Source organism: Aureispira sp. CCB-QB1, assembly GCF_000724545.1.
Taxonomy (GTDB): Bacteria; Bacteroidota; Bacteroidia; order Chitinophagales; family Saprospiraceae; genus Aureispira.
The window spans coordinates 1-20,620 of sequence record NZ_JHBV01000032.1; the positions used below are offsets into that span (position 1 = coordinate 1).

Genomic DNA, 20,620 nt, shown 5'->3' on the forward strand with positions numbered 1-20,620 from the left:
GAAACTTAAGTATCAATGGCATTTGTTTAAAATTTTTGTCTTTTATTTCAATGAACTTCCATCATACATTTAACAACACAACCAAACCAAGGAGTAAACAACGATGAGTAAGCATAATTATAAGTTTTTTTATAAAAAAAAATGTCCTTGCCAACAAGGTGTTGACAAGGACAAGAATAGAAGTATTACTCCTTATTTTGTATTAAAAGCTTGTTAATAGCTTCTTATATAACGGTTGGTTATAAGCCTGTTAAACTTATAATAAGACTCTGGAAAAACAATCAAAAGCTAATCCAATACAAGGTCTTTTTTAACTTCGGTTGTTCGCAAAATATGCTCTCCTCCCTTTCCAAATTGATAATTGACATACAGCATTGCTGCCAACAATAATAATCCTCCAGCTTGATGCAATACCCCTAATAATAGAGGAATTTGTCCAATTCCATTCAATAAGGTCAAAATTCCTAAAGTAATCTGTGCGATTAGAATAAAAAGGAGTAATTGGCTGCCCCTAGCAAGTTGAGGAGATTGGTGTATACGACGAACATACAAATAAAAAATAGGAATTAAAATACACAATAAATAAGCTGTTCCTCGATGCAACAATTGGATGAGCGCAGCAGCAAAACCAGCCCCTTCTTTTGAGTTATAAGCTCGCATATTTTCCCAAGTCCATTTAGAATAATCCTTTAGTACATCGGCTATCCATACCCACGAACCGTCTGTAGAACTTACCTCCATGTGAGGAAAATGATTAAAAACTAATCCCGCTTTGATACCTGCCATCAAACCTCCTAATACAATTTGAAGACAGATAATAATGGTAATACGCCAAGCAAAGGTTCTTAAACGTTTGTTGTGTTCATCTGTAGCAACAGGCTGCACAACATGCAATGCTACCCACCACAAATAACCAAAAACAATCGTTGCTAAACTCAAATGAATTGTCAATTTGTACCCATTTACCCAAGCAAACTCTGGCGTATCAAGCCCTGATTTGACCATAATCCACCCAAAAACGGCCACTAACATTGTCAACGCAACAACTTTTCCCAACATTACCATCAAAGGCTTGGATAACATCTTTCGCCTCCAAAAAATCAAAAACGGAATTAAAAAAACAAATCCCATAGTACGAGCCCACAACCGATGGAAATATTCCCAAAAGTAAATAAACTTAAAATCATTCATAGGAATTCCATCAGGATACATTGCTCCAGACCATTTCATCTTCACCTGCCCTATAGCGTGTTCCATATACTCTTGTCGAGCAACTTCCCATTGTTCGGCATTCAAAGGTGGGATTGTTCCTTGAATTACGGCCCATTCTGTAATCGATAGCCCAGAATCTGTTAGTCTAGTTATTCCACCAATAACAACTTGACAAAAAACCATTACAACTCCTATCAGTAACCAAATTTTTACAGCGTTCGAAAACGTTTTTGTTTCTTTTGCCATTCTTATAACTTTCTTTTATACCATTAGCACCTCTGAATTAAATCAACTGATAACCAGCCATATAAGGCATTTTAATAACATAGAGGCCAAGTATGATTAAATATACGTCCAATTAGACGGTTAAAAATTTTGTACAAATTTACAATTCAATAAACGATATCATACTATAAAAGCTTAAAGCTTATTTTTTTTTAGAAAAAATCTAAACTACTCCAGATTTAAACAAAAATGGTTTTGCGTCAGCAGCGGAATTCAAACAAATTTTTGTTTCCCTTTTTCCAATCAAAAATCTAAACACATCTATATAATTATAATAAAAAGAAAATTTAAAATTAAAAAAGCTATCATTATTAGGAGCGTGGATAAGTGGATAAGTCGTTTTAGAAAATATTTTTTTTGCTGTTAAATGACTATTAACAATAAAAAAGAAGTTATCCACTATAGTTATCCACATATAAGTATGCTTTTAGTCAGTATTTTATCTTTTTATGCACAGATATCCACATTTTTGTGGATAAAACACTCAAAATATAGATTTTTTTATTTGGCTGTTGATTACTGTGGATATTGATGTGAATAATTGTACATTAATCCACAAAATGTACGATAAAAATAGATTTTTATAGACAATAGAGGAAGCCTTGTGGATGAACTGTGGATAAACCCTATACTTATCCACAGTTATAGACAAATAAACTGTGGATATCTTTGGTTTTAAATCGTTATTTTTTAGCTATTTATATATATTTACATAAATAATGTTGATAACTGCCTAATAACAATTTGTTTTTCTGTAAAAACACAAAAAAATGTAGAAGTAATACTATTATTTTTGATAGAGGAATATCTTTTTAAAGGTGTTGATACTTTTATGGATGGATTTATGCACACTGTGAATAAGGTGTGGATAACTTGTGGATTATGTGTGCGTAACTTACCTAGGTAGTAAAAAATTACTTTTTTTTAACCCTTTTTTGCGTTTTTGAGGTTGATTTGTAATCAAAAAAGTTAGCATAGAGTGAGAAATTTAAAAAATGAGTTAATTATCCACGTTACTTTTGTGCATAACTAAATAAATTGTGGATAAGCTAAAATGGCTAACAAAAAAAAAGTATAAAATTAATAGGAAAAATTGTGGATAATCAATTTAATAAGCTTAGCTTTACGGGTTATTTCAAAAAATAATACCCACACATAGATTTGTTTTAATAAAAAAACAAGCCTAAATAGCATAAACGATACTATAGTTATATAATAGTAGTATCCTATTTACCAATGTGCTTCAAAATTCTTGATACTTATGCCCACTCGTTTCTCCTTCTCTGCTTCAAAAGAAAAAATGAAGCGTCAGTTTAATTTAGATATAAAAAAAGAATTGCAACAGAGTTTTAATATTGGAGCAACTCAAAATGCTTACTTGTTGACCAATCAATCTCTAGATTTACAGATATTTAGTTGGGGGTTGATTCCTCATTGGGCTAAAGACAAAAGTGTGGGAACAAATTTGATTAATGCACAAGTAGAGGGAATTGCCAGTAAATTATCTTTTCGTTTGCCAATTCGCCAGAGACGCTGCCTAATTTTTGCTGATAGTTATTATGAGTGGACAAAAGAGGGGAGAGCTACTCAACCCTATCGAGTACAATTAAGCAATGGAGATTTGATGACTTTTGCAGGAGTTTGGGATGTATGGGTAGATGGTAACCAAGAATTACACAAGACTTTTTCTATTATAACAACACCTGCCAATAACTCACTAAAAGAACTGGGCATATCTAGAATGCCAGCGTTGATAACAACAGGAACTGATCGTGCTAAATGGTTGGGAGAACACTCGCTTCCTAACGCACTTAATATACTTCAACCTTTAGAAAACCTTTCTTTGGATATTTATCCTATTGCTAAAGAAGTTGATTCTTTGGATAATAACTATCCAGAACTTCACAAGCCTATAGAACTGAGCTCTTAGTAACGTTCAAAAAATAAATTACCAAGTATTACTACTGGACTTAGCAATCTAATTTCTATTCGGTTTCACAACAAGTAACTCTTTTCGTTTTATACCCTTAGCAATGGTATAAGACTAAAATATAATTCCTTAGAGTGAACTTAAACTCCCTACAAATAAAAAATGTATATTTGCAGCAAATTTATTGCCTAGCGTGATTTATTTTAAGTTTTATTTACTTTATAAAGTAAAAGAAAAAGTTCTACAGCATTGATTATCATAGATTTTGATTTGTGGTTTTAGAATTGTGCGGCTGATGATAATCAGTTTTAATGAAATAAGCTATTGTTTTGCCAATGCAATGCCTTCAATATAAATATAATGGTAGACAGCATAGCTCATTCAAAAATGAAGTGTTTAAATAATCAATAAGTAACCGTTGAGAAAAAGGTGGTAGGAAAACCTCTTTTTAGCGTTATACTACTAATTTTATAATAATTATAATCAAATCATGGCTGATATTCAATCACTAGAACGTATGGCTACACAAGTACGTCGCGATATTATTCGTATGGTACATGCTTGTCAAAGTGGTCACCCTGGAGGGTCTTTAGGATGTGCTGACTTTTTTACAGCATTATATCAAGAAGTAATGGATCACAATCCCTCTTTTAACATGGAAGGCAAAGGAGAAGATGTCTTTTATTTATCTAATGGGCACATTTCACCTGTTTGGTATAGCGTGTTGGCTAGATCTGGATATTTTCCAGTAGAGGAGCTAGCAACCTTTCGAAATCTAGATTCTCGTTTGCAAGGTCACCCCGCAACACACGAAGGACTTCCTGGTATACGTGTAGCCTCAGGTTCTTTAGGACAAGGATTATCAGTTGCTTTAGGAACTGCTTTGGCAAAAAAGCTAGATGGTGACAATAAGTTAGTTTATGTGTTGACAGGAGATGGAGAACTACAAGAGGGACAAATCTGGGAAGCAATGTTGTTTGCAACGCACCAAAAAATAGACAATGTCATTGTTACTGTAGATTGGAATGGGCAGCAAATTGATGGTGCGAATGATGATGTACTTAGTTTAGGAGACTTGGAAGCCAAATGGTTATCATTTGGTTGGGAAGTGGTGCACATGGATGGTAACAACATGGAAGAAGTTGTCAAAGGCTTTGATGCCGCAAAAGCAAAAACTGGTCAAGGGAAACCTGTTGTTATTTTAATGAAAACAGACATGGGGCATGGTGTTGATTTTATGTCAGGAACTCACAAGTGGCATGGTAAAGCACCTAACGATGAGCAAAAAGATATTGCGTTAGCTCAACTAGAAGAAACTCTAGGAGATTATCCTCTGTAAGTTTCAATTGCTTTAACTAGTTATTACTTCTAAACTTAAAATTAAAAACAATGCTTAAAGATATTATAAGTACAGGCAAGAAAGCAACTAGAGATGGCTTTGGTGATGGTTTGTACGAAGCTGGTCAAAAAAATCCTAATGTAGTGGCGCTTTGTGCAGATTTAGTAGGGTCACTCAAAATGAATAAATTTATTGATGAGAACCCTGAGCGTTTCTTCCAAATGGGGATTTCAGAAGCCAATATGATGGGCGTTGCTGCTGGTTTGGCAACAGGTGGAAAAATTCCTTACACAGGTACATTTGCCAATTTCTCAACGGCTCGTGTTTTTGACCAAGTGCGCCAGTCAATTGCTTATTCTGATAAAAATGTAAAAATTTGTGCTTCTCATGCTGGACTAACGTTGGGAGAGGATGGTGCTACTCATCAGACCTTGGAAGATGTGGGAATGATGAAAATGTTGCCTGGTATGACTGTCATTAATCCTTGCGATTATCACCAAACCAAAGCAGCAACCGTAGCAATTGCTGAGCATCATGGTCCTGTTTATCTTCGTTTTGGGCGCCCAAGTTGGCCTATGTTTACAGAAAATATGCCTTTTGAAATAGGAAAGGCGTTGACATTAAATGAAGGGACAGACGTTACTATTTTTGCAACAGGGCATTTGGTGTGGAAGGCTGTGGAAGCTGCCAAACAACTAGAGGAAGAAGGTATTAGTTGTGAACTGATTAATATTCATACGATCAAGCCTTTGGATCAAGATGCTGTCCTAAAATCAGCAGCGAAAACAAAATGTGTCGTTGTTGCTGAAGAACACAATATTATAGGTGGATTAGGAGAAAGTGTTGCTCGTGTATTGGCGCAAAAACAACCAACGTTGATGGAGTTTGTCGCAGTAAATGACACCTTTGGAGAAAGTGGAAAGGTACCTGATTTGATTGCTAAGTATGGATTGGATACGGTTGATGTTGTTAAAGCCGTTAAAAAAGTACTAGAAAGAAAAGCTGAAAATGCGTAGTATCAATTTATTATAAAATAAAACGGTCTTCTTCTTATTAGAGGAGTGATAGACTATCCTTATTATTTTTAGCATCGTTATACTATTTGAGAGGAGTTGTTATAGTATAGTGATAATAAAGGTAATAAGGATTTTTTTATTAATAAAGGACCTATGTTTTGTAAGAGAATAACGCTTTTCTATTGTATGTTGTTTTTTGTTGGGTGTAAAGATGCTCTTGTAAAACCCATTCGTTATAAAGGGGGCGATCTACATCCGCAACCTTCCAAGTATATTTTTCCCGATACGAGCAACTATAGACTTCATCAGCAAGTTTCATCTGTTGTGAAAACAACCTTAGATAGAGAAGCTAAAGACATTATGGGTAGGCAAGCGATAACGGGGCTTTCGGCTGCTATGTTTATTCCCAATCAAGGAATTTGGCAAATTGATACAGGTTTTATTTCTAAACCTAACAATGTTTTGATTGATCACCTTTCGGTTTTTTATTGGGCAAGTGTCGCTAAACTCGTGACAAGTACTGTTGTTTACCAATTGGTTGCAGAACAGAAATTAAAACTCAGTACACCTCTTCAAAATTGGTATCCGAATATTCAAAATTCGAATCAGATAACCATTGAGCATTTATTAAATCACACCAACGGTATTTATAGTTTTAATAGTGATTCATCATTGCACTTTAGTCAGCAGCTTCATAGCCCAACAGAGTTGTTGAACATAGCATTGTCCAAGGAATCATTATTTCAACCTGGCGAATACTGGGCATATACCAATACTGGGTATTTATTACTTGCATTGATTGTAGAGCAAATCGAAAATAAATCCTTTCAGGAGATTGTTAAAGATAGAATTGCAAGACCAGAACAATTATCTTCTTTACGAGTATTGAACTTGGGAGAATTACCTAACAATTTAGCTTTGGCACATTATAATAACACAACAATTACCACAGAATATTCTGTACCTTTGGGGGCAGGAAATATAGTTGCTAATTCAAAGGATATGGTTTTATTTTTCTATGCCTTATTAGTAGGTAAGTATCTGCCGATAGAGACCGTACATGGAATGTTGGCAAATTTGTATCCTATGTTTAATGATGGAATGTACTATGGCAATGGAATTATGTTGTACGATTTTGATAAAATCAATGGAAGTAGCCAAGAATGGATAGGACACAGTGGAGGAACAGAAAACTACAAAGCTGTTTTGGCTTATGATACTAATACAGGAGTAATTTGTGCCGTATCTGTCAATCAGAACATTTCAGCTGAGGCAATTGCATTTATTTTAATGAAAGCATTATAATGCATATAACTAGAGGAACTATGAGCTTAAAATCTCATTTTGGAATGGTTTTTTTATGGAAAAAAATGTTACCTTATGAAAAAAACGAGAGGTTCTATTTACCTACTAAAGCCTCTTAAACCATTACCAATAATACTTTTTGGCAAGATAAGTGTTTAAATTGGCAACAATAGACGCCTTTTTTAAGTTAAAATAATAGACATTAGCAATTATTTTGAGGTAGAATAGAATGTGAAATCTTGCTCTAAGGTTGTTTTTAGAAGCACTCTATTCATTAACAATAACTTATTTGTAAACAATATTTACACAAACAAATCCATAAATATAATGACAAGATTAAGAAATTTATTTGCTCTGCTATTATTTGTGGCTGTGTTCCACACGGCTTGTGATCGCCCGATTAATGTATTCACGGTAAGTCAAGACAAGCAATTAGGAGCACAATTGGAACAAGAGATAGCTTCTAACCCTACAGAGTACCCTTTATTGGATGAAACGCAATATGCAACAGCTTATACTTATTTGTTGGCAATGCGCGATGAAATTTTGGCATCGCCAGAAGTAAAATTCAAAGATGAGTTTGAATGGAAATTAAAGATCATTAATGATGATAGCGTTTTGAATGCTTTCTGTGCTCCTGGGGGATATATCTATGTGTATACTGGATTGATGAAATATTTGGATAAAGTAGATCATTTAGCAGGGGTATTAGCACATGAAATTGCACATGCAGATCAACGCCACTCAACGGCTAGTATGACAGAGCAGTATGGACTTGAAACATTAATTGCAATTGCTAGTAATAATGCAACCGCAGCACAATTGGGACAAGTAGCAGGAAGTTTGGCACAATTAGGTTTTAGCCGTGCTCATGAAACAGACGCTGACGAACATTCTGTTGATTATTTACACAGCACTAAGTATGCTTGTAATGGAGCGGCAGGATTCTTTGCTAAGCTAATAGCACAAGGACAAACTTCTGGAACACCTGCTTTTTTGAGTACACACCCTGATCCAGGAAATCGTGTTACTAAAATTAATGAACGTGCAACAGAACTAGGTTGTTCAACTACATTATATCATGATAATGGCGATCAAGGTGCCTATGCAGCAATGTTAGCAACATTGCCATAGATAACTACCTGATCTTAGGCATTTATACCTAAAAAATCGTTCTACTATAAGACTATGGTAGAACGATTTTTTATTTGGATGCAGATATTTATTGAATACTTCTTCTATTCTTTTTGGTCATTAGAGCAAGTACGCTAGACTTGTAACATAAAAAAAGCCACTTGAGTAGAGCAAAGTGGCTTTCAATCTAAAATTTATAATCTAAGACTCGTTTTTATACTGCAATATGAACGAAGTTACACTAGCGTCATCTGCCAATCTGGGAGCAATTTGATAAATATAGGTATGCATATTATAATCCTCCATAAGTGCTTGCCCTAAAACAACAAAACCTTCTTGACGTTGACCAGACTCAATAAGCACAGCAGCTAACGCAAAATCCAACAAAATGTCTTCGATATACTGTCTTGCTTCGTCAAGCATTTCAATGGCAACAGCATAGCTTTCTTCATCAATCAAGAACTCTATGTAATGAATCCAAATGCTAACCTCTTTAGGTTCAATGGCGAGTGCCTTGTGGTAAAACTCATGCGCTTTGTCTGAATTTTCTAAAGCATCATAAGTATCTGCTAGAGAAAGACAAAATTCTTCATTAAACTTATCTACAGCATAGGCTTGTAAGAAAGCTTTTTCTGCCAAATACCACTCATCTTCCTCTATATAACAGTTGCCAATGCTATGATAAACACGTCCATTTAAACTATTGTATTGCAAGGTTTGTGTATAGTAACTTCTTGCTTTTTCATAATTTCCTTGATGTTCGTAGCACTGTCCCAAACGATACCAAATTTCTGGATCTGCATCAAACAAATCCAAGTATTCGGAAAGGTAGCGCATGGCTGCATCAAATTGTTCTAATCCAATTAAACAATCAATGTAATAATGATAAGCAGGTTCAAAGCGCTCATTGATAACAATGGCATAATCAAAGGCCTCGGCGGCTTTTTCGATCAAACCAACATATAAGTAAGCTAACCCTAAATTATACCAAGCCCAATAAGAATATGGGTTCTGATTGATAAAATTCAGATGAAATGTAATGGCATCGCCATAATCTTTGGTTTGATCATAGATACCCGAAATACGACTCAATGCAATTTCATTGTTAGGATCTTTGCGAAGCGCTAATTTTAGATATTTAAGCGCATTATCATAATCTTTTTTTGTTTCATAAATTGTAGATTCTAAAACATAAAGATCGCCCAATTCTTCCCTACTAGCATATTCTTTAGCTTTTTGAATGACTCTGATAGCGTTATCTTGGTCAAACATACGCATATAGATATCTGCTTGGGTCAAGTAAATGTCCAAATCAGAAGGCTCATAAATAACCGCAGCTTCTAAAGCTTCAAAAGCTTGGTCATATCGCTCTTGTTCTGAAAGAATTTGAGCTTTTCTGACATATAAAGACGCAGAGTAGGGATGTTGATTCATTGCGTGATTTAGAGCTACTAAAGCACGCTTAAAGTCATTTCCTTCCTCATAATAATCCGATAACATCAAGAAACTATCTACCTCTAAAAAAGAGATACCACCTTCTTTTAGCATACCTTCATATCGCTGAACCAGCAATTTCAAATCTGGTTGATGCTCTCCATCATAATCATGTGCTTCCATCTAAAGTTGTTTGGGTTCAAAATAGCACTTAGATAAGTACCTCTTTCTTTAAAGATACAAATAAAAAAGACAATAGTCAAGGCTTGTTTGTCACCGTATTGTTTATATTTTGTGCCATCCCTATTTCTTTTTTAATAGAATTTCTACAAAAATCACCATACTTTTTAAGTCAGGTTAATTGTAGATAAACTGTATCTTTATTATTAATTCAAACCTTGTACCATTAGTTCTCTCCAAAGCACTTTTGACAAAAATTTAAAAGTTGTAGTTTAGCTTTTAGTAGCATCTACCTATGGTATTATTTTATAATTTTTATAACAATCGCTCCTATGTATCACAATAAAAAAGTAAAACCCTACCTTAATTTAGTTTTGTTAATGGTATTGATGTTTAATGATTTATCGGCACAAAATGTTGATTATTTTCAGCAAGAAGTCAACTACAAAATTGCGGTGGAATTAGACGATATCAATCATGTTTTGACTGGAAATATCGAAATAGAGTATACCAATAATTCACCTGACAGTTTGTCTTACTTGTATTTCCATTTATGGCCCAATGCTTACAAAAATCAACAAACAGCTTTTGCCAAACAGTTATTAAATAGTGGTCGTTTGGATTTTCATTTTAGTAAAAAAGAGGACAAGGGATTTATTGACAAGCTTGAGTTTTCATGCAATGGAGAACCTATTGATTGGAAGGAAGATTTTTTAAATCCAGATATAACAAAGCTTCATTTACCCCAAACATTAAAACCCAAAGAAACAATTATAATCAAAACGCCTTTTAGAGTTGTTATTCCTAGCGATTTTTCTAGGTTAGGGCATGTTGGTCAGGCTTATATGATTTGTCAATGGTACCCCAAACCAGCGGTATACGACAAAGATGGCTGGCATCCTATGCCTTATTTGAGTCAAGGAGAGTTTTATTCAGAATTTGGTTCTTTTGATGTCTCTATTACGCTTCCGGAAAATTATATTGTCGGTGCAACAGGAGATTTACAAACAGCATCAGAAAAAGAATTTTTAGCCGAACAAGTAGCGGCATCAAAAAAAGAAGATTATCAAAGTATATTTTATGGCAATATTTATGGCAATATTCCTTTCCCTCCATCTAGTGATAAGAAAAAAACGATTCGTTATACTGTTGATAATGTGCATGATTTTGCTTGGTTTGCAGACAAACGGTATCACGTACAACAAGATAGCGTGCAACTGTCATCTGGGCGTGTAGTGCAGACTTATACCATGTTTACAGACCAAGAATCTGATCTTTGGGACAAAAAAGCATTGGAATATACCAATAGAGCTGTGAAGTTTTATTCTGATATCGTAGGAGAGTATCCTTATAATTCTGTGACGGTTGTTCAGGGGGATTATGAGGGGAGAGATATGGAATATCCAATGGTAACCGTTATTGGTTTGGCTTCCTTCCCTTCTGGTTTAGATAATGTGATTACACACGAAGTAGGGCACAATTGGTTTTATGGGATATTGGGTAGCAATGAACGAGACCATCCGTGGATGGACGAAGGTTGGAATTCGTATATGGACTCTAGATATATGTCTGCGCATTACGATTATTATACCACTAAGATAGAGTACTTGGCTTATTTGCATGAGGCTAAAAAACACGAGGACCAGCCCATAGAGAGTCGTTCACAAGATTTATCTTTTATCAATTATTATATCTGTGGATATGCCAAACCTACGTTGTCTTTTCGTTACTTACAAGAGTATCTAGGAACGGAAGAATTGGATAGAATACTTAAAAAGTATTTTGAAACATGGAAATTTAAACATCCTAGTCCTAGTGATTTGAGAGCTGTATTTGAGGCAGAGAGTACCAAAAAGTTAGATTGGTTTTTTGATAATGTCATCAATACCACTCGCCATATTGATTACGCTTCTACGGGACATCGTTGCTGTAGTAAACATGATAAGGCTTCTGTAACAATTAAAAATAAAGGACAAATTGCAGCTCCAGTTTCTGTATCCGCCCTTGATGAGGAAGACAATATATTGGAAAAAATATGGATAGAGCCATTGGCTATGGGAGCAGATACAACTGTAGAGTTGGTATCAAAAAATGCTGTTGCTTATAAGATTGATGCCGAGGAGGCAATGCCAGAAATTAATCGCAATAATAATGAAATTAGAAACTATGGTTTGTTCCGAAAGGGAGAACCTGTTCGTATACAGTTTTTGGCTGATTTCAAAGATCCGAATAAACCAAGAATCAACTGGTTGCCTTTGCTAGGGTTTAACTTATACGATGGCGTAATGATAGGAGGAGCGGTATACAATTTACCCATACCCAAACCAGAATGGGAATATAGTGTTGTGCCGTTCTTTTCAACATTTACCTTATCAGCAACAGGTATGGGAGAGTTGAAACACAATAGCTATATCAAAACACATCGCTTTTCGCATGGGCTAACGTTTAAAACATTTCACAAACGCTTGAAACGCTATACCGATGAACGTCCTTATGCTTATAAAGAACGATTTTATAAAATTGCCCCTTATCTAGAGTTTGAGTTAGGAAAAAGCTCAGATATTAGCAAAGAACGACATCGGTTCCGTTTTGAACACGCTTTTATTGTAGAAGAGAGTGGTCAAATTAATAGCATTCGAGATACGTTAACCAATAGTTTTACCTATGAGTTTTTAGGAAAAGTAGCAACGTGGAGAAGTACACATCGTCTAAGTCATTATTATACCAACAAACAAGCTCAAGCACCATTAAGTTTATTAACAACCTTAGAATATGCGAACTATGATGATGTTATAGATGGGAGGCAGCATTATTTAAAATTAAGTTTGGAAGCTAATTTTAAATTTATGTATAGTCGTTTGTGGGGAGTTGATCTAAGGATATTTACAGGTGGTTTTTTGATGCATACTGATCGCCGTTTTGGTAAATTCCCGTTGTTGCTAATAGCAGGAAATCGTACGGACTATCATTACGATGATCATATTATGGGGCGCCAAGAAACAGAAAATGTTTTGGCACAACAAATTTCTCTTAGAGAAGGAGGTTTTAAAACAGCAATTGAGCCGATTATAGGGGCAGGGGCAAGTAATACCTTTATTTTCTCTATGAATTTGAAATCAGACATTCCAATCAAATTACCATTCAGAACTAGGTTTATCCGATTAAAACCTTTTTTGGATATAGGATACCATCATATTTCTGACGGCTCTATACCGAATCCTAGTTTGATGGATGGTTTGATGATAAGTGGTGGATTGATGTTGGATATTTGGGATGGTGCTGCGGGGATTTACTTGCCATTATTTGGGACTGATTCTATTGAAAATAAAATTAAATCATTTACAGGAAATGAATTTTATCGTCGTATTACATTCAGTTTCAATTTAAGTAGACTAAAGCCTAGTAGAGTGGTAGAGGAATTTGACTTTTAGAAAAAAAAGTGGCGCAATACAGTATTTTTATAAAATAGCTGCTGAATGGGGTGGTTAATTTTTTAATAAAATTGTTGTACCTTAGTCTATTAGTAATACGATCAAAATGTACCCCACCATTATATTTAATCATTAAAATAAGCTTAAAAAATGAAATCATTTATCGCTACACTTCTATTAATGGCAGCTATGATTGTGACCGCCAATGCTCAATTTCCAGATTATGTCAAGGTTTTGGACGTAGAATTAAATAAAACAAAAACTGTTAAAGGAGATTTGTCAGAAGGTCGTTTTATTGATTTGCGTTTTGGTATGCGTGGTTCTGTAAGTTGTTTTACAGAAGCTCAAAAACGATACTTTAGCGGGCATCATCGTTTGTATGCGTTTGAAGTGCCAGCCAATACAAAAGTTCTAGTAGAAGTAAGTACCAACAACGATATGAGTTTGTATGGGTACATGATTGATGCCCAACGTTTTGATGTGCCTCCGTATTTAGAAAATGTATCTAAGTCAGGATGTCAGTCAAGTGCAAAACCATCAGGAGAGTTGGATCGTATCATGATGAAGGCAGGTTCTGTAAAAACGCATGTTATTGTGGCTGTAACGGGATTGGATGAGAATAGTACTGGTGCATATACCTTAAAAATAACAACTCGCCAATAAAAAAAATACAGAACCATCTTCAGTTACCACAGCTGAAGATGGGTTCTGTATACTAACTAACTAACTAACTAATTTGGCAAATACGTATTTTTTAAAAGGAATGAATTGACATCCAAAGAGAACGAATCGATGGATTTCTAATCCATTCCCATGAGCATGTTTGAAGAACTTTAACCGAAACTTCAACCTTGCTCTTTTTATTTTAAGCGGATTCTAAAACCGCATCCTTATTTTGTTCCGCAACGTCATGTATTGCTTCTCCTACAATAGATTTGAGCACAATAGAAATAGTAGGATTTAACGCCCATTCTTCCTGTAACAACTGCTCTAAATAAACAGTACCAATGACATAGTTGTACGATTTTGATTCAAATCGTTGATTAATGGATTCAAAATCAGCCCACTGAACAGCATTTTTATCTTGATAGCGGACATAAACTTCTAAGAGTTGTTTGGTAGAATAAGTGACGACGGTATTTTGATGTAGTTTTTTATACTCATATTTGTACCCATAGGTCAACGCACTAATATCGGATAAAACAGCAGAGCCCGTAGGATCGCTTCCTGCTCCTTTTCCTCCAAAAAACTGTTGATTGGCAAAGGCAGATTCTAGGACGATTCCGTTGAATTCATTATGCACATTGGTAAGAGGATTATCTGCCGATACAAAAGTCGGTATTACAAAGGCAGATATGTGTTGTCCTTGTTTTTGTCCATGCACAACTAGTTTAATATTTTGATTGTTTTGAGAGGCATAATTTACATCTTGATCACTCAAATTTTGGATGCCAATGTTCAAAATATTTTCAGGGCGAACAAGCAAACCAAAAGCATGTAATAGAGTAATACAGAGTTTATACTTAGCATCAAAGCCTCCAACATCCAAACTTGGGTCTGACTCTGCAAAACCTTTGTCTTGAGCTTCTTTTAATGCAACCTCAAAATCAAGCCCATCATGGCGCATTTTGGATAAGATATAATTAGTAGAACCATTAAAAATACCCGAAACAGAACTTAATAAATCATTATCATAATACTCCTCTAAATTGCGAATAATAGGTATACTTCCACAGACAGAACCTTCGTAAAGGAGAGGTGTTTCGTGTTTGCTTTGCAAAAATAGAAGTTCTTCTAAGTGTTCAGCAATTAGCTTTTTATTGGCACTAACGACAGCTTTGCCTTTAATTAAAGCTTCTTTGACAATATGATATGCCGCATCAGAATCATCAATTAGTTCAACAACCACATCAATATTGGGGTTGTCTAGTATGTCTGAAGGATTGGTGGTGAAAAAGGAAGCATCTAAAGAACGTTTCTTATTGGGATGTTTGATACAAATTTTTTCAATCGTTGCATTGATTCCTTTTGTTTGGGAAAGGACATTGTGTAAGCCCTGACCAACACAACCGAATCCAAAAATGCCTAATTTTAATATCGTATTACTCATGTCGTTTTTCTTTTCTCAGTTTGTTATTAAATTAAAATTCATATTCATTACTTACCGAGAAAATGTCAAGAAGATCATTATTTTAGATGTGCGCACCATCAAAAAAAAACGCTCTCCTAGACAAGTGCTAGAAGAGCGTTTTATAAAATTTATATGATGCTCTAAATTGCAACTTATCTATCTCTTATAATAAAATTATAGAGAAGGATGTGGCACCTTTCCCAAAATGGGTAGGTTGCCAAGGTTTCGCAGGGCCTATTCCCTCCACCTTTCTTGATAAGAATGTATAAAGATGTTATTCTTTATATTTTGAATTGAACTTTCTGTTTTTGTTGACACAAAGATAGAGCAAAATAAACTATAAATCCAAGTAAAACTTTTTTTATTAACGTTTTGTTAACATTTTTGAGTTTGTTTTGATATGAAATTTGAAGTATTAAGTTGTTGATTAAGAGTTGTTTAGTTTTGTTTGTTTTTGTCCAAGGAATTTAGAACATTGGCTACGTCTTGTTGCACTAATTCTTTAACTAGAAACTGTAATTCGCTAAAATCCTCTTTCAAATAGGTTCGAGCAAATTGGCCATTTTTTAAATAACTTACTTTATCACAACAATCTGTCAAAGAATGAATAATATGAGATGAAAGTAAAATCAAACGCCCTTTTTGGCGTAAATGCTCTAGTATCTGAATGATTTTTTCATTGCTTTCGATATCCACTCCATTAAAAGGTTCATCCAAAATTAGGATGGGCTTATCTTGCGCCAAAACTCCCATAAAAACCAATTTCTTTTTCATGCCTGTAGAATAGTTTTCTATCAATTGGTGAAGGGGTAACTCAAAGATTTGATTCCAATGGAAAGGATCGAAAGCAGGATTTTGTTTTCTCATTAGTTCAAGGTACTCTATTCCTTTCATGTAAGGATAAAAATAAGTATGGGTTTGCATAAAGGCAACTTGGCTGCTGTTGACCCATTCTTCTTGGTACAGGCACTCGCCACTATCAATGGATTTTATTCCATAAATACTATTAAAAAAAGTGCTTTTACCTGCTCCGTTCATGCCTAATATGCCATGAATTTCTCCAGAATGAAACTGAATGTTTAAAGCATTTAGAATGCAATCTTTTTGGTAAGAAACGGTTAAATTTTTTATATTAAGCATAGTGATAAATTAAATTTTCTTTGGCTTTTTTCCAAAAGCGAATAATCATAAGAACAGGAATTGGCCACAAAAAGGGAATGGTCCAGCAGCCTACAAAAATAGCCAAAGGAAGGCTATTGTGTAACTTGTATTGGTGAAAGCTATAACTTTTGTATTTCATGACAATAGAAAAAGTGATGATTAATTGAGCAATAATAGCAACAATCAACAACGCAATTAAGTGCTTGGGATAAGGATTGAATAGAGCAAAGAGTAGGTAATGAGGAAGCATCAAAAAGTTGAAAATTACTAAACTGCCTATCGTCTTTTTTTCTAATAATTTTTTGTCATAATTGACGGCTAATAATAAATCTTTGTGTTCAAAAAATTGGAAAAAAGTTGTTGTTCCTAATGCCATTAATAACACAAAAATAGGAGTGGTGATAGGATAAAAACTAAATCCTAACCCCAGCATGTATATCAGAATAAATGTAAAGGCACTTTTACGCAATCCAGTACGCCATTCAAACAACTCAATAGGTATCCATTCAAACGAAAAAACAGGAAGCCCTTTTTTGTTGATTCCTTTGTGATAAGGTGGTTTTATAAAGGATAAAATAAGAAGACCAAATGATAGAATAATCAAGTTTTGCCATTTCCCCCAGAGAATAAAGGTAAAAATGAAAAAGCTATTTGTGATAAAATAGTCTAAACTGAAAAAAATAGCAATAGGAATGGTCAATTGCTCTAAGAAAAAACGGTCTTTGCGATTCCAATGTGTTCCTGCCCAAGAGAAAAGAAGAACAAGTGCAATTCCTCCGTTTTGACTGGTTAAAACTAATTGTAAGACTCCCAAAATAGCAACAAATAAGATGGGGGCAAGGAGGATTAGGTGTCCAATGCCAATGTCTTTGAGGATTCTAAATATTTGCTTAACTCGAAAGTTAAGGTATTGATGAATAATTAGTAACATATACAAAAGGCGTTCAGTGTTATTGGTTTGTAGTTACGAATTAAAGAAGACTTTTTTAGAGCAGAATAATTTTAACATAGCTTAACTATATTTTTAGTTAAACGAATCGAGTTCATCGACGAATGGACTAAAAATCAGACTTTATGGACAAGAAAATAATGATAGTAGGTGTATGCTTAAAATGTATTTTAAGTTGAAATTAATATTGATGATAATTTGTTGGTATTTATTTGTTTGTGTGTTTTTGTTGCTTGTTTAAAAGTAAATAATTGTTGTTTTTTTTGTGGAAAGATGTTTAAAGGTATTCATACTTTAGTTATAATACTTTGTCGTTAAGGTACTTTTTGATGGTCAAAGAATACAAGTGTTGTTAACTATTTATCCACCACACAACTCCACAGCATTAATATCTTAATTGATGGGAGATACCTATACTTCCTTTTTATAAACGTTCCAATATGAAAAAAAAACAATTATTCGCGATTGCATTGAGTTGTATTATATTCAATCTTAGCGCTCAAAATTCTGATTTACACGAATGGCGACATCTTCAAAATCAAGGTGAAAATTTTTATACCATCCAACAACAGATGGAGACAAAGTATGAAGGAAAATCTAGCAAAAAGCAGGCTGTTAATTATAGTCAATCATACAAGCAATATAAGCGTTGGGAATATTATTGGCAAAGTAGAATAGATGAAAAAGGTAACTTTGTATCTGCACAGAGAACCTTGGAAGAAGCAAATAAATTAAAACAAAAGCCAACATTAAGGTCTACTACTTCCAATTGGTCTATTGTTGGTCCAATCACGGTGCCAACGTCTTCTATAGATGCTTATGGTGGAATGGGACGCATTAATTGCGTTGCATGGGAGGTAGGGAATACGAATCATTTATATGTCGGTTCACCTAGTGGAGGGTTGTGGAAGTCCATTAATGGCGGCGTTTCTTGGATTCCATTAACAGATAACCAAATTACTTTAGGAGTCAGTGATGTAGTTGTTAGTCATGCTAATGCCAATGTAATCTATTTAGCAACAGGAGATGCTGATGGTCAACAAAACGCTTCTGTTGGAGTTTTGAAATCGGTAGATGGTGGAAATAGTTGGAACCAAACAGGGCTAGTGTTTCAAAAGCCTGTTATTGCCCAAACTGCCCGTATGGTTCAACATCCTATTGATGCTAATACATTGTTGGTCACTGCTACCGATGGAATTTATAAAACAATAGATGGAGGTGATAATTGGCTTACAGTAAGTAATCAACCCGCTAGAGATATAGAATATGATCCCAACAACCCAATGGTTCTGTATGCATCGGGATTAGGAGTGATCTTAAAGTCTATTGATGGAGGTGATAATTGGTTGGATATTAGTCCTAGTATGATTGTTGGTGTAAAAATAGAGTTGGCCTTGACTCAAGCCAATAGTAATTATATTTTAGCATTGGATGATGAAGGTACATTGATGGCAAGTAATAATGCAGGTGCTACTTGGAGTCTTATGAATACTTTTTCAGCGAATGGTTTTACTTCACAAGGTGGTTATAATCTATCGCTAGCAATTGCTCCTATTAATCAAAGTTTGATTATGGCAGGAGGTGTAAATGGATGGAGAAGTACCGATGGAGGGGCTACTTGGGAAAAGTACTTAGATGGCTACTGGTCAAGTGGAGAGCCTTATTTTTACGTCCATTCTGATCACCATATTTTCAAATTTTTGCCTAATTCTACTATAATGCTAACAGGTAATGATGGTGGATTGCACAGAGGAGACGCAGCACTTTCTACTCCTTGGGTTGATTTGTCTTCGGGATTAGCAATTACACAATATTATGGTTTAGGTGCCGACCCCATCAATAATGATGTAATTTTAGCGGGAGCCCAAGATAATGATGCTGGACAATTTGATGGAACAACATGGTTTAATAGAGCTGGTCCTTCTGATGGAATAGAAGGTTTGATAGATCCAACGAACCCAACAATGGTTCAATATGCTTCTACTCAGGCAGGAGGGTTACTTAGAACGGATGATGGTTGGGCGACAGATTCTGTTTTGAGTATTCCAGCATCAGATTGTGGGTTTGTATGGCCTATGCAACTAGATCCTATTAACTCTACAACTATTTATGCGGGGTGTGATGAAATTTACAAATCAATAGATAAGGGGGATACATGGACGTCTATTACAAACGGAATCTCTAGTGGTGGGCTATATGTTGACTTCTCTCTTGCTCCATCCAATCCAAGTGTTATTTATGCCGTATATGATGCGAATAGTTTAATAGGGACGACAAATGGAGGAACGACGTGGTCGCCAATTACTTCTCCTATTATGACAGGGCAGATATCAGGAATAGCAATTGCTCCAACAAATCCACAAAAAATATGGATTACGTATGCTGGCTACGCAGCTACAGATAAAGTCTTTGTTTCGTCAAATGGAGGACAAACTTGGACAAATATAACGGGAACATTACCCAATATACCTGTCACTTGCATTATTGCTCAATCTGGTTCTATTAGTGAAGATATTTATATAGGTACAGACTTGGGCGTTTTTCACAAGAACAATACATTATCAAACTGGCAATCATATAATACAGGTTTACCTAATGTTATTGTCAATGATTTAGAAATTACTTACAGTACGGGTAAACTTAGAGCAGCTACCTTTGGTCGAGGAGTTTGGGAAAGTGATTTGAATTCAGTTGCTTCTTCTACTGCTTCAACAAATGCTAATACTTTTGATTGGCAGGTTAGCCCAAACCCAACTCATGGAATTGTGCAATTAAATCTTAATAGTCAAGATAGAGAAAAGAGCTATCAACTTACAATTTATAACCTAATAGGAGGTGTTGTCTATCATCGATCTGATTTGAAGTCAGGAAAATATAGCATAGATTTAAGTTCGTATAGCAGTGGTGTTTATATGCTAACATTGGGAACAAAAGAGGCAATACAAACCCAAAAAGTTTCTCTTGTAAGGTAAGACATTGCAAAACAAGTAGTCAACAAAAATCAAGTATTATGAGCTGTCTATTAATTAGGCAGCTCATTTTTTATTTAAATGATTTTTTTAGACTGGCTGTTATTGGAAAAAAATATAGACAAAAATTATTTTTATTTTTAA

13 protein-coding genes and 1 riboswitch are annotated in these 20,620 nt (G+C 34.8%); of the genes, 8 read left to right on the top strand and 5 right to left on the bottom strand.

Going from position 1 to position 20,620, the window contains the following annotated elements:
- Positions 1–288: 288 nt before the first annotated feature.
- Entirely contained in the window at positions 289–1,458 is a 1,170-nt protein-coding gene (locus CG11_RS17090) for a COX15/CtaA family protein (protein ID WP_052598025.1), read from the bottom strand.
- Positions 1,459–2,758: 1,300 nt separating this feature from the next.
- On the opposite strand from CG11_RS17090, the gene CG11_RS17100 reads away from it, so the two are divergent.
- From CG11_RS17100 to CG11_RS17120, 5 genes are all read left to right on the top strand, one after another.
- Positions 2,759–3,427: an SOS response-associated peptidase gene (locus tag CG11_RS17100; protein WP_052598027.1), complete on the top strand. Its 669-nt coding sequence runs from the start codon at positions 2,759–2,761 to the stop codon at positions 3,425–3,427.
- Positions 3,428–3,917: 490 nt separating this feature from the next.
- Entirely contained in the window at positions 3,918–4,766 is an 849-nt protein-coding gene (locus CG11_RS17105) for a transketolase (protein ID WP_052598028.1), read from the top strand.
- 50 nt (positions 4,767–4,816) lie between these two features.
- Complete coding sequence (locus tag CG11_RS17110; protein WP_052598029.1) at positions 4,817–5,782, top strand: transketolase family protein; 966 nt, start codon at positions 4,817–4,819, stop codon at positions 5,780–5,782.
- Between the two features lie 186 nt (positions 5,783–5,968).
- A complete protein-coding gene (locus CG11_RS17115; protein ID WP_052598030.1) occupies positions 5,969–7,087 on the top strand; it encodes a serine hydrolase in 1,119 nt (372 codons plus the stop codon).
- 327 nt (positions 7,088–7,414) lie between these two features.
- Entirely contained in the window at positions 7,415–8,221 is an 807-nt protein-coding gene (locus tag CG11_RS17120; RefSeq protein ID WP_052598031.1) for a M48 family metalloprotease, read from the top strand.
- A 201-nt stretch (positions 8,222–8,422) separates the two neighbouring features.
- Here CG11_RS17120 and CG11_RS17125 read toward each other — a convergent pair whose 3' ends face one another.
- Complete coding sequence (locus tag CG11_RS17125; RefSeq protein ID WP_052598032.1) at positions 8,423–9,838, bottom strand: tetratricopeptide repeat protein; 1,416 nt, start codon at positions 9,836–9,838, stop codon at positions 8,423–8,425.
- Positions 9,839–10,167: 329 nt separating this feature from the next.
- Here CG11_RS17125 and CG11_RS17130 point away from each other — a divergent pair, with 329 nt between their 5' ends.
- The gene (locus CG11_RS17130) at positions 10,168–13,266 is read left to right on the top strand and encodes a M1 family metallopeptidase (protein ID WP_052598033.1); all 3,099 of its coding nucleotides are present in this window, start codon (positions 10,168–10,170) and stop codon (positions 13,264–13,266) included.
- 150 nt (positions 13,267–13,416) lie between these two features.
- Positions 13,417–13,929 carry a hypothetical protein gene (locus tag CG11_RS17135; RefSeq protein WP_156039809.1) on the top strand — a complete coding sequence of 171 codons (513 nt, stop codon included), beginning with the start codon at positions 13,417–13,419 and terminating at the stop codon, positions 13,927–13,929.
- A 202-nt stretch (positions 13,930–14,131) separates the two neighbouring features.
- On the opposite strand, the gene CG11_RS17140 is transcribed toward CG11_RS17135, so the two are convergent.
- The 3 genes from CG11_RS17140 to CG11_RS17150 all read right to left on the bottom strand — a co-directional run bounded on the left by CG11_RS17140 (position 14,132) and on the right by CG11_RS17150 (position 17,489).
- Positions 14,132–15,376, bottom strand: a complete 1,245-nt coding sequence (locus CG11_RS17140; protein WP_052598035.1) for a homoserine dehydrogenase — start codon at positions 15,374–15,376, stop codon at positions 14,132–14,134.
- 170 nt (positions 15,377–15,546) lie between these two features.
- A riboswitch (SAM riboswitch) is annotated at positions 15,547–15,659 on the bottom strand.
- A 176-nt stretch (positions 15,660–15,835) separates the two neighbouring features.
- Positions 15,836–16,537 carry an ATP-binding cassette domain-containing protein gene (locus tag CG11_RS17145; protein ID WP_052598036.1) on the bottom strand — a complete coding sequence of 234 codons (702 nt, stop codon included), beginning with the start codon at positions 16,535–16,537 and terminating at the stop codon, positions 15,836–15,838.
- Entirely contained in the window at positions 16,530–17,489 is a 960-nt protein-coding gene (locus CG11_RS17150) for a hypothetical protein (protein ID WP_052598037.1), read from the bottom strand. Before CG11_RS17150 ends, CG11_RS17145 begins: the two co-directional genes overlap by 8 nt.
- Positions 17,490–17,947: 458 nt before the next feature.
- Between CG11_RS17150 and CG11_RS17155 the strand changes: the two genes are divergently transcribed.
- Positions 17,948–20,479, top strand: coding sequence for a T9SS type A sorting domain-containing protein (locus CG11_RS17155; RefSeq protein ID WP_052598038.1), 2,532 nt, complete (start codon positions 17,948–17,950; stop codon positions 20,477–20,479).
- Positions 20,480–20,620 lie beyond the last annotated feature (141 nt).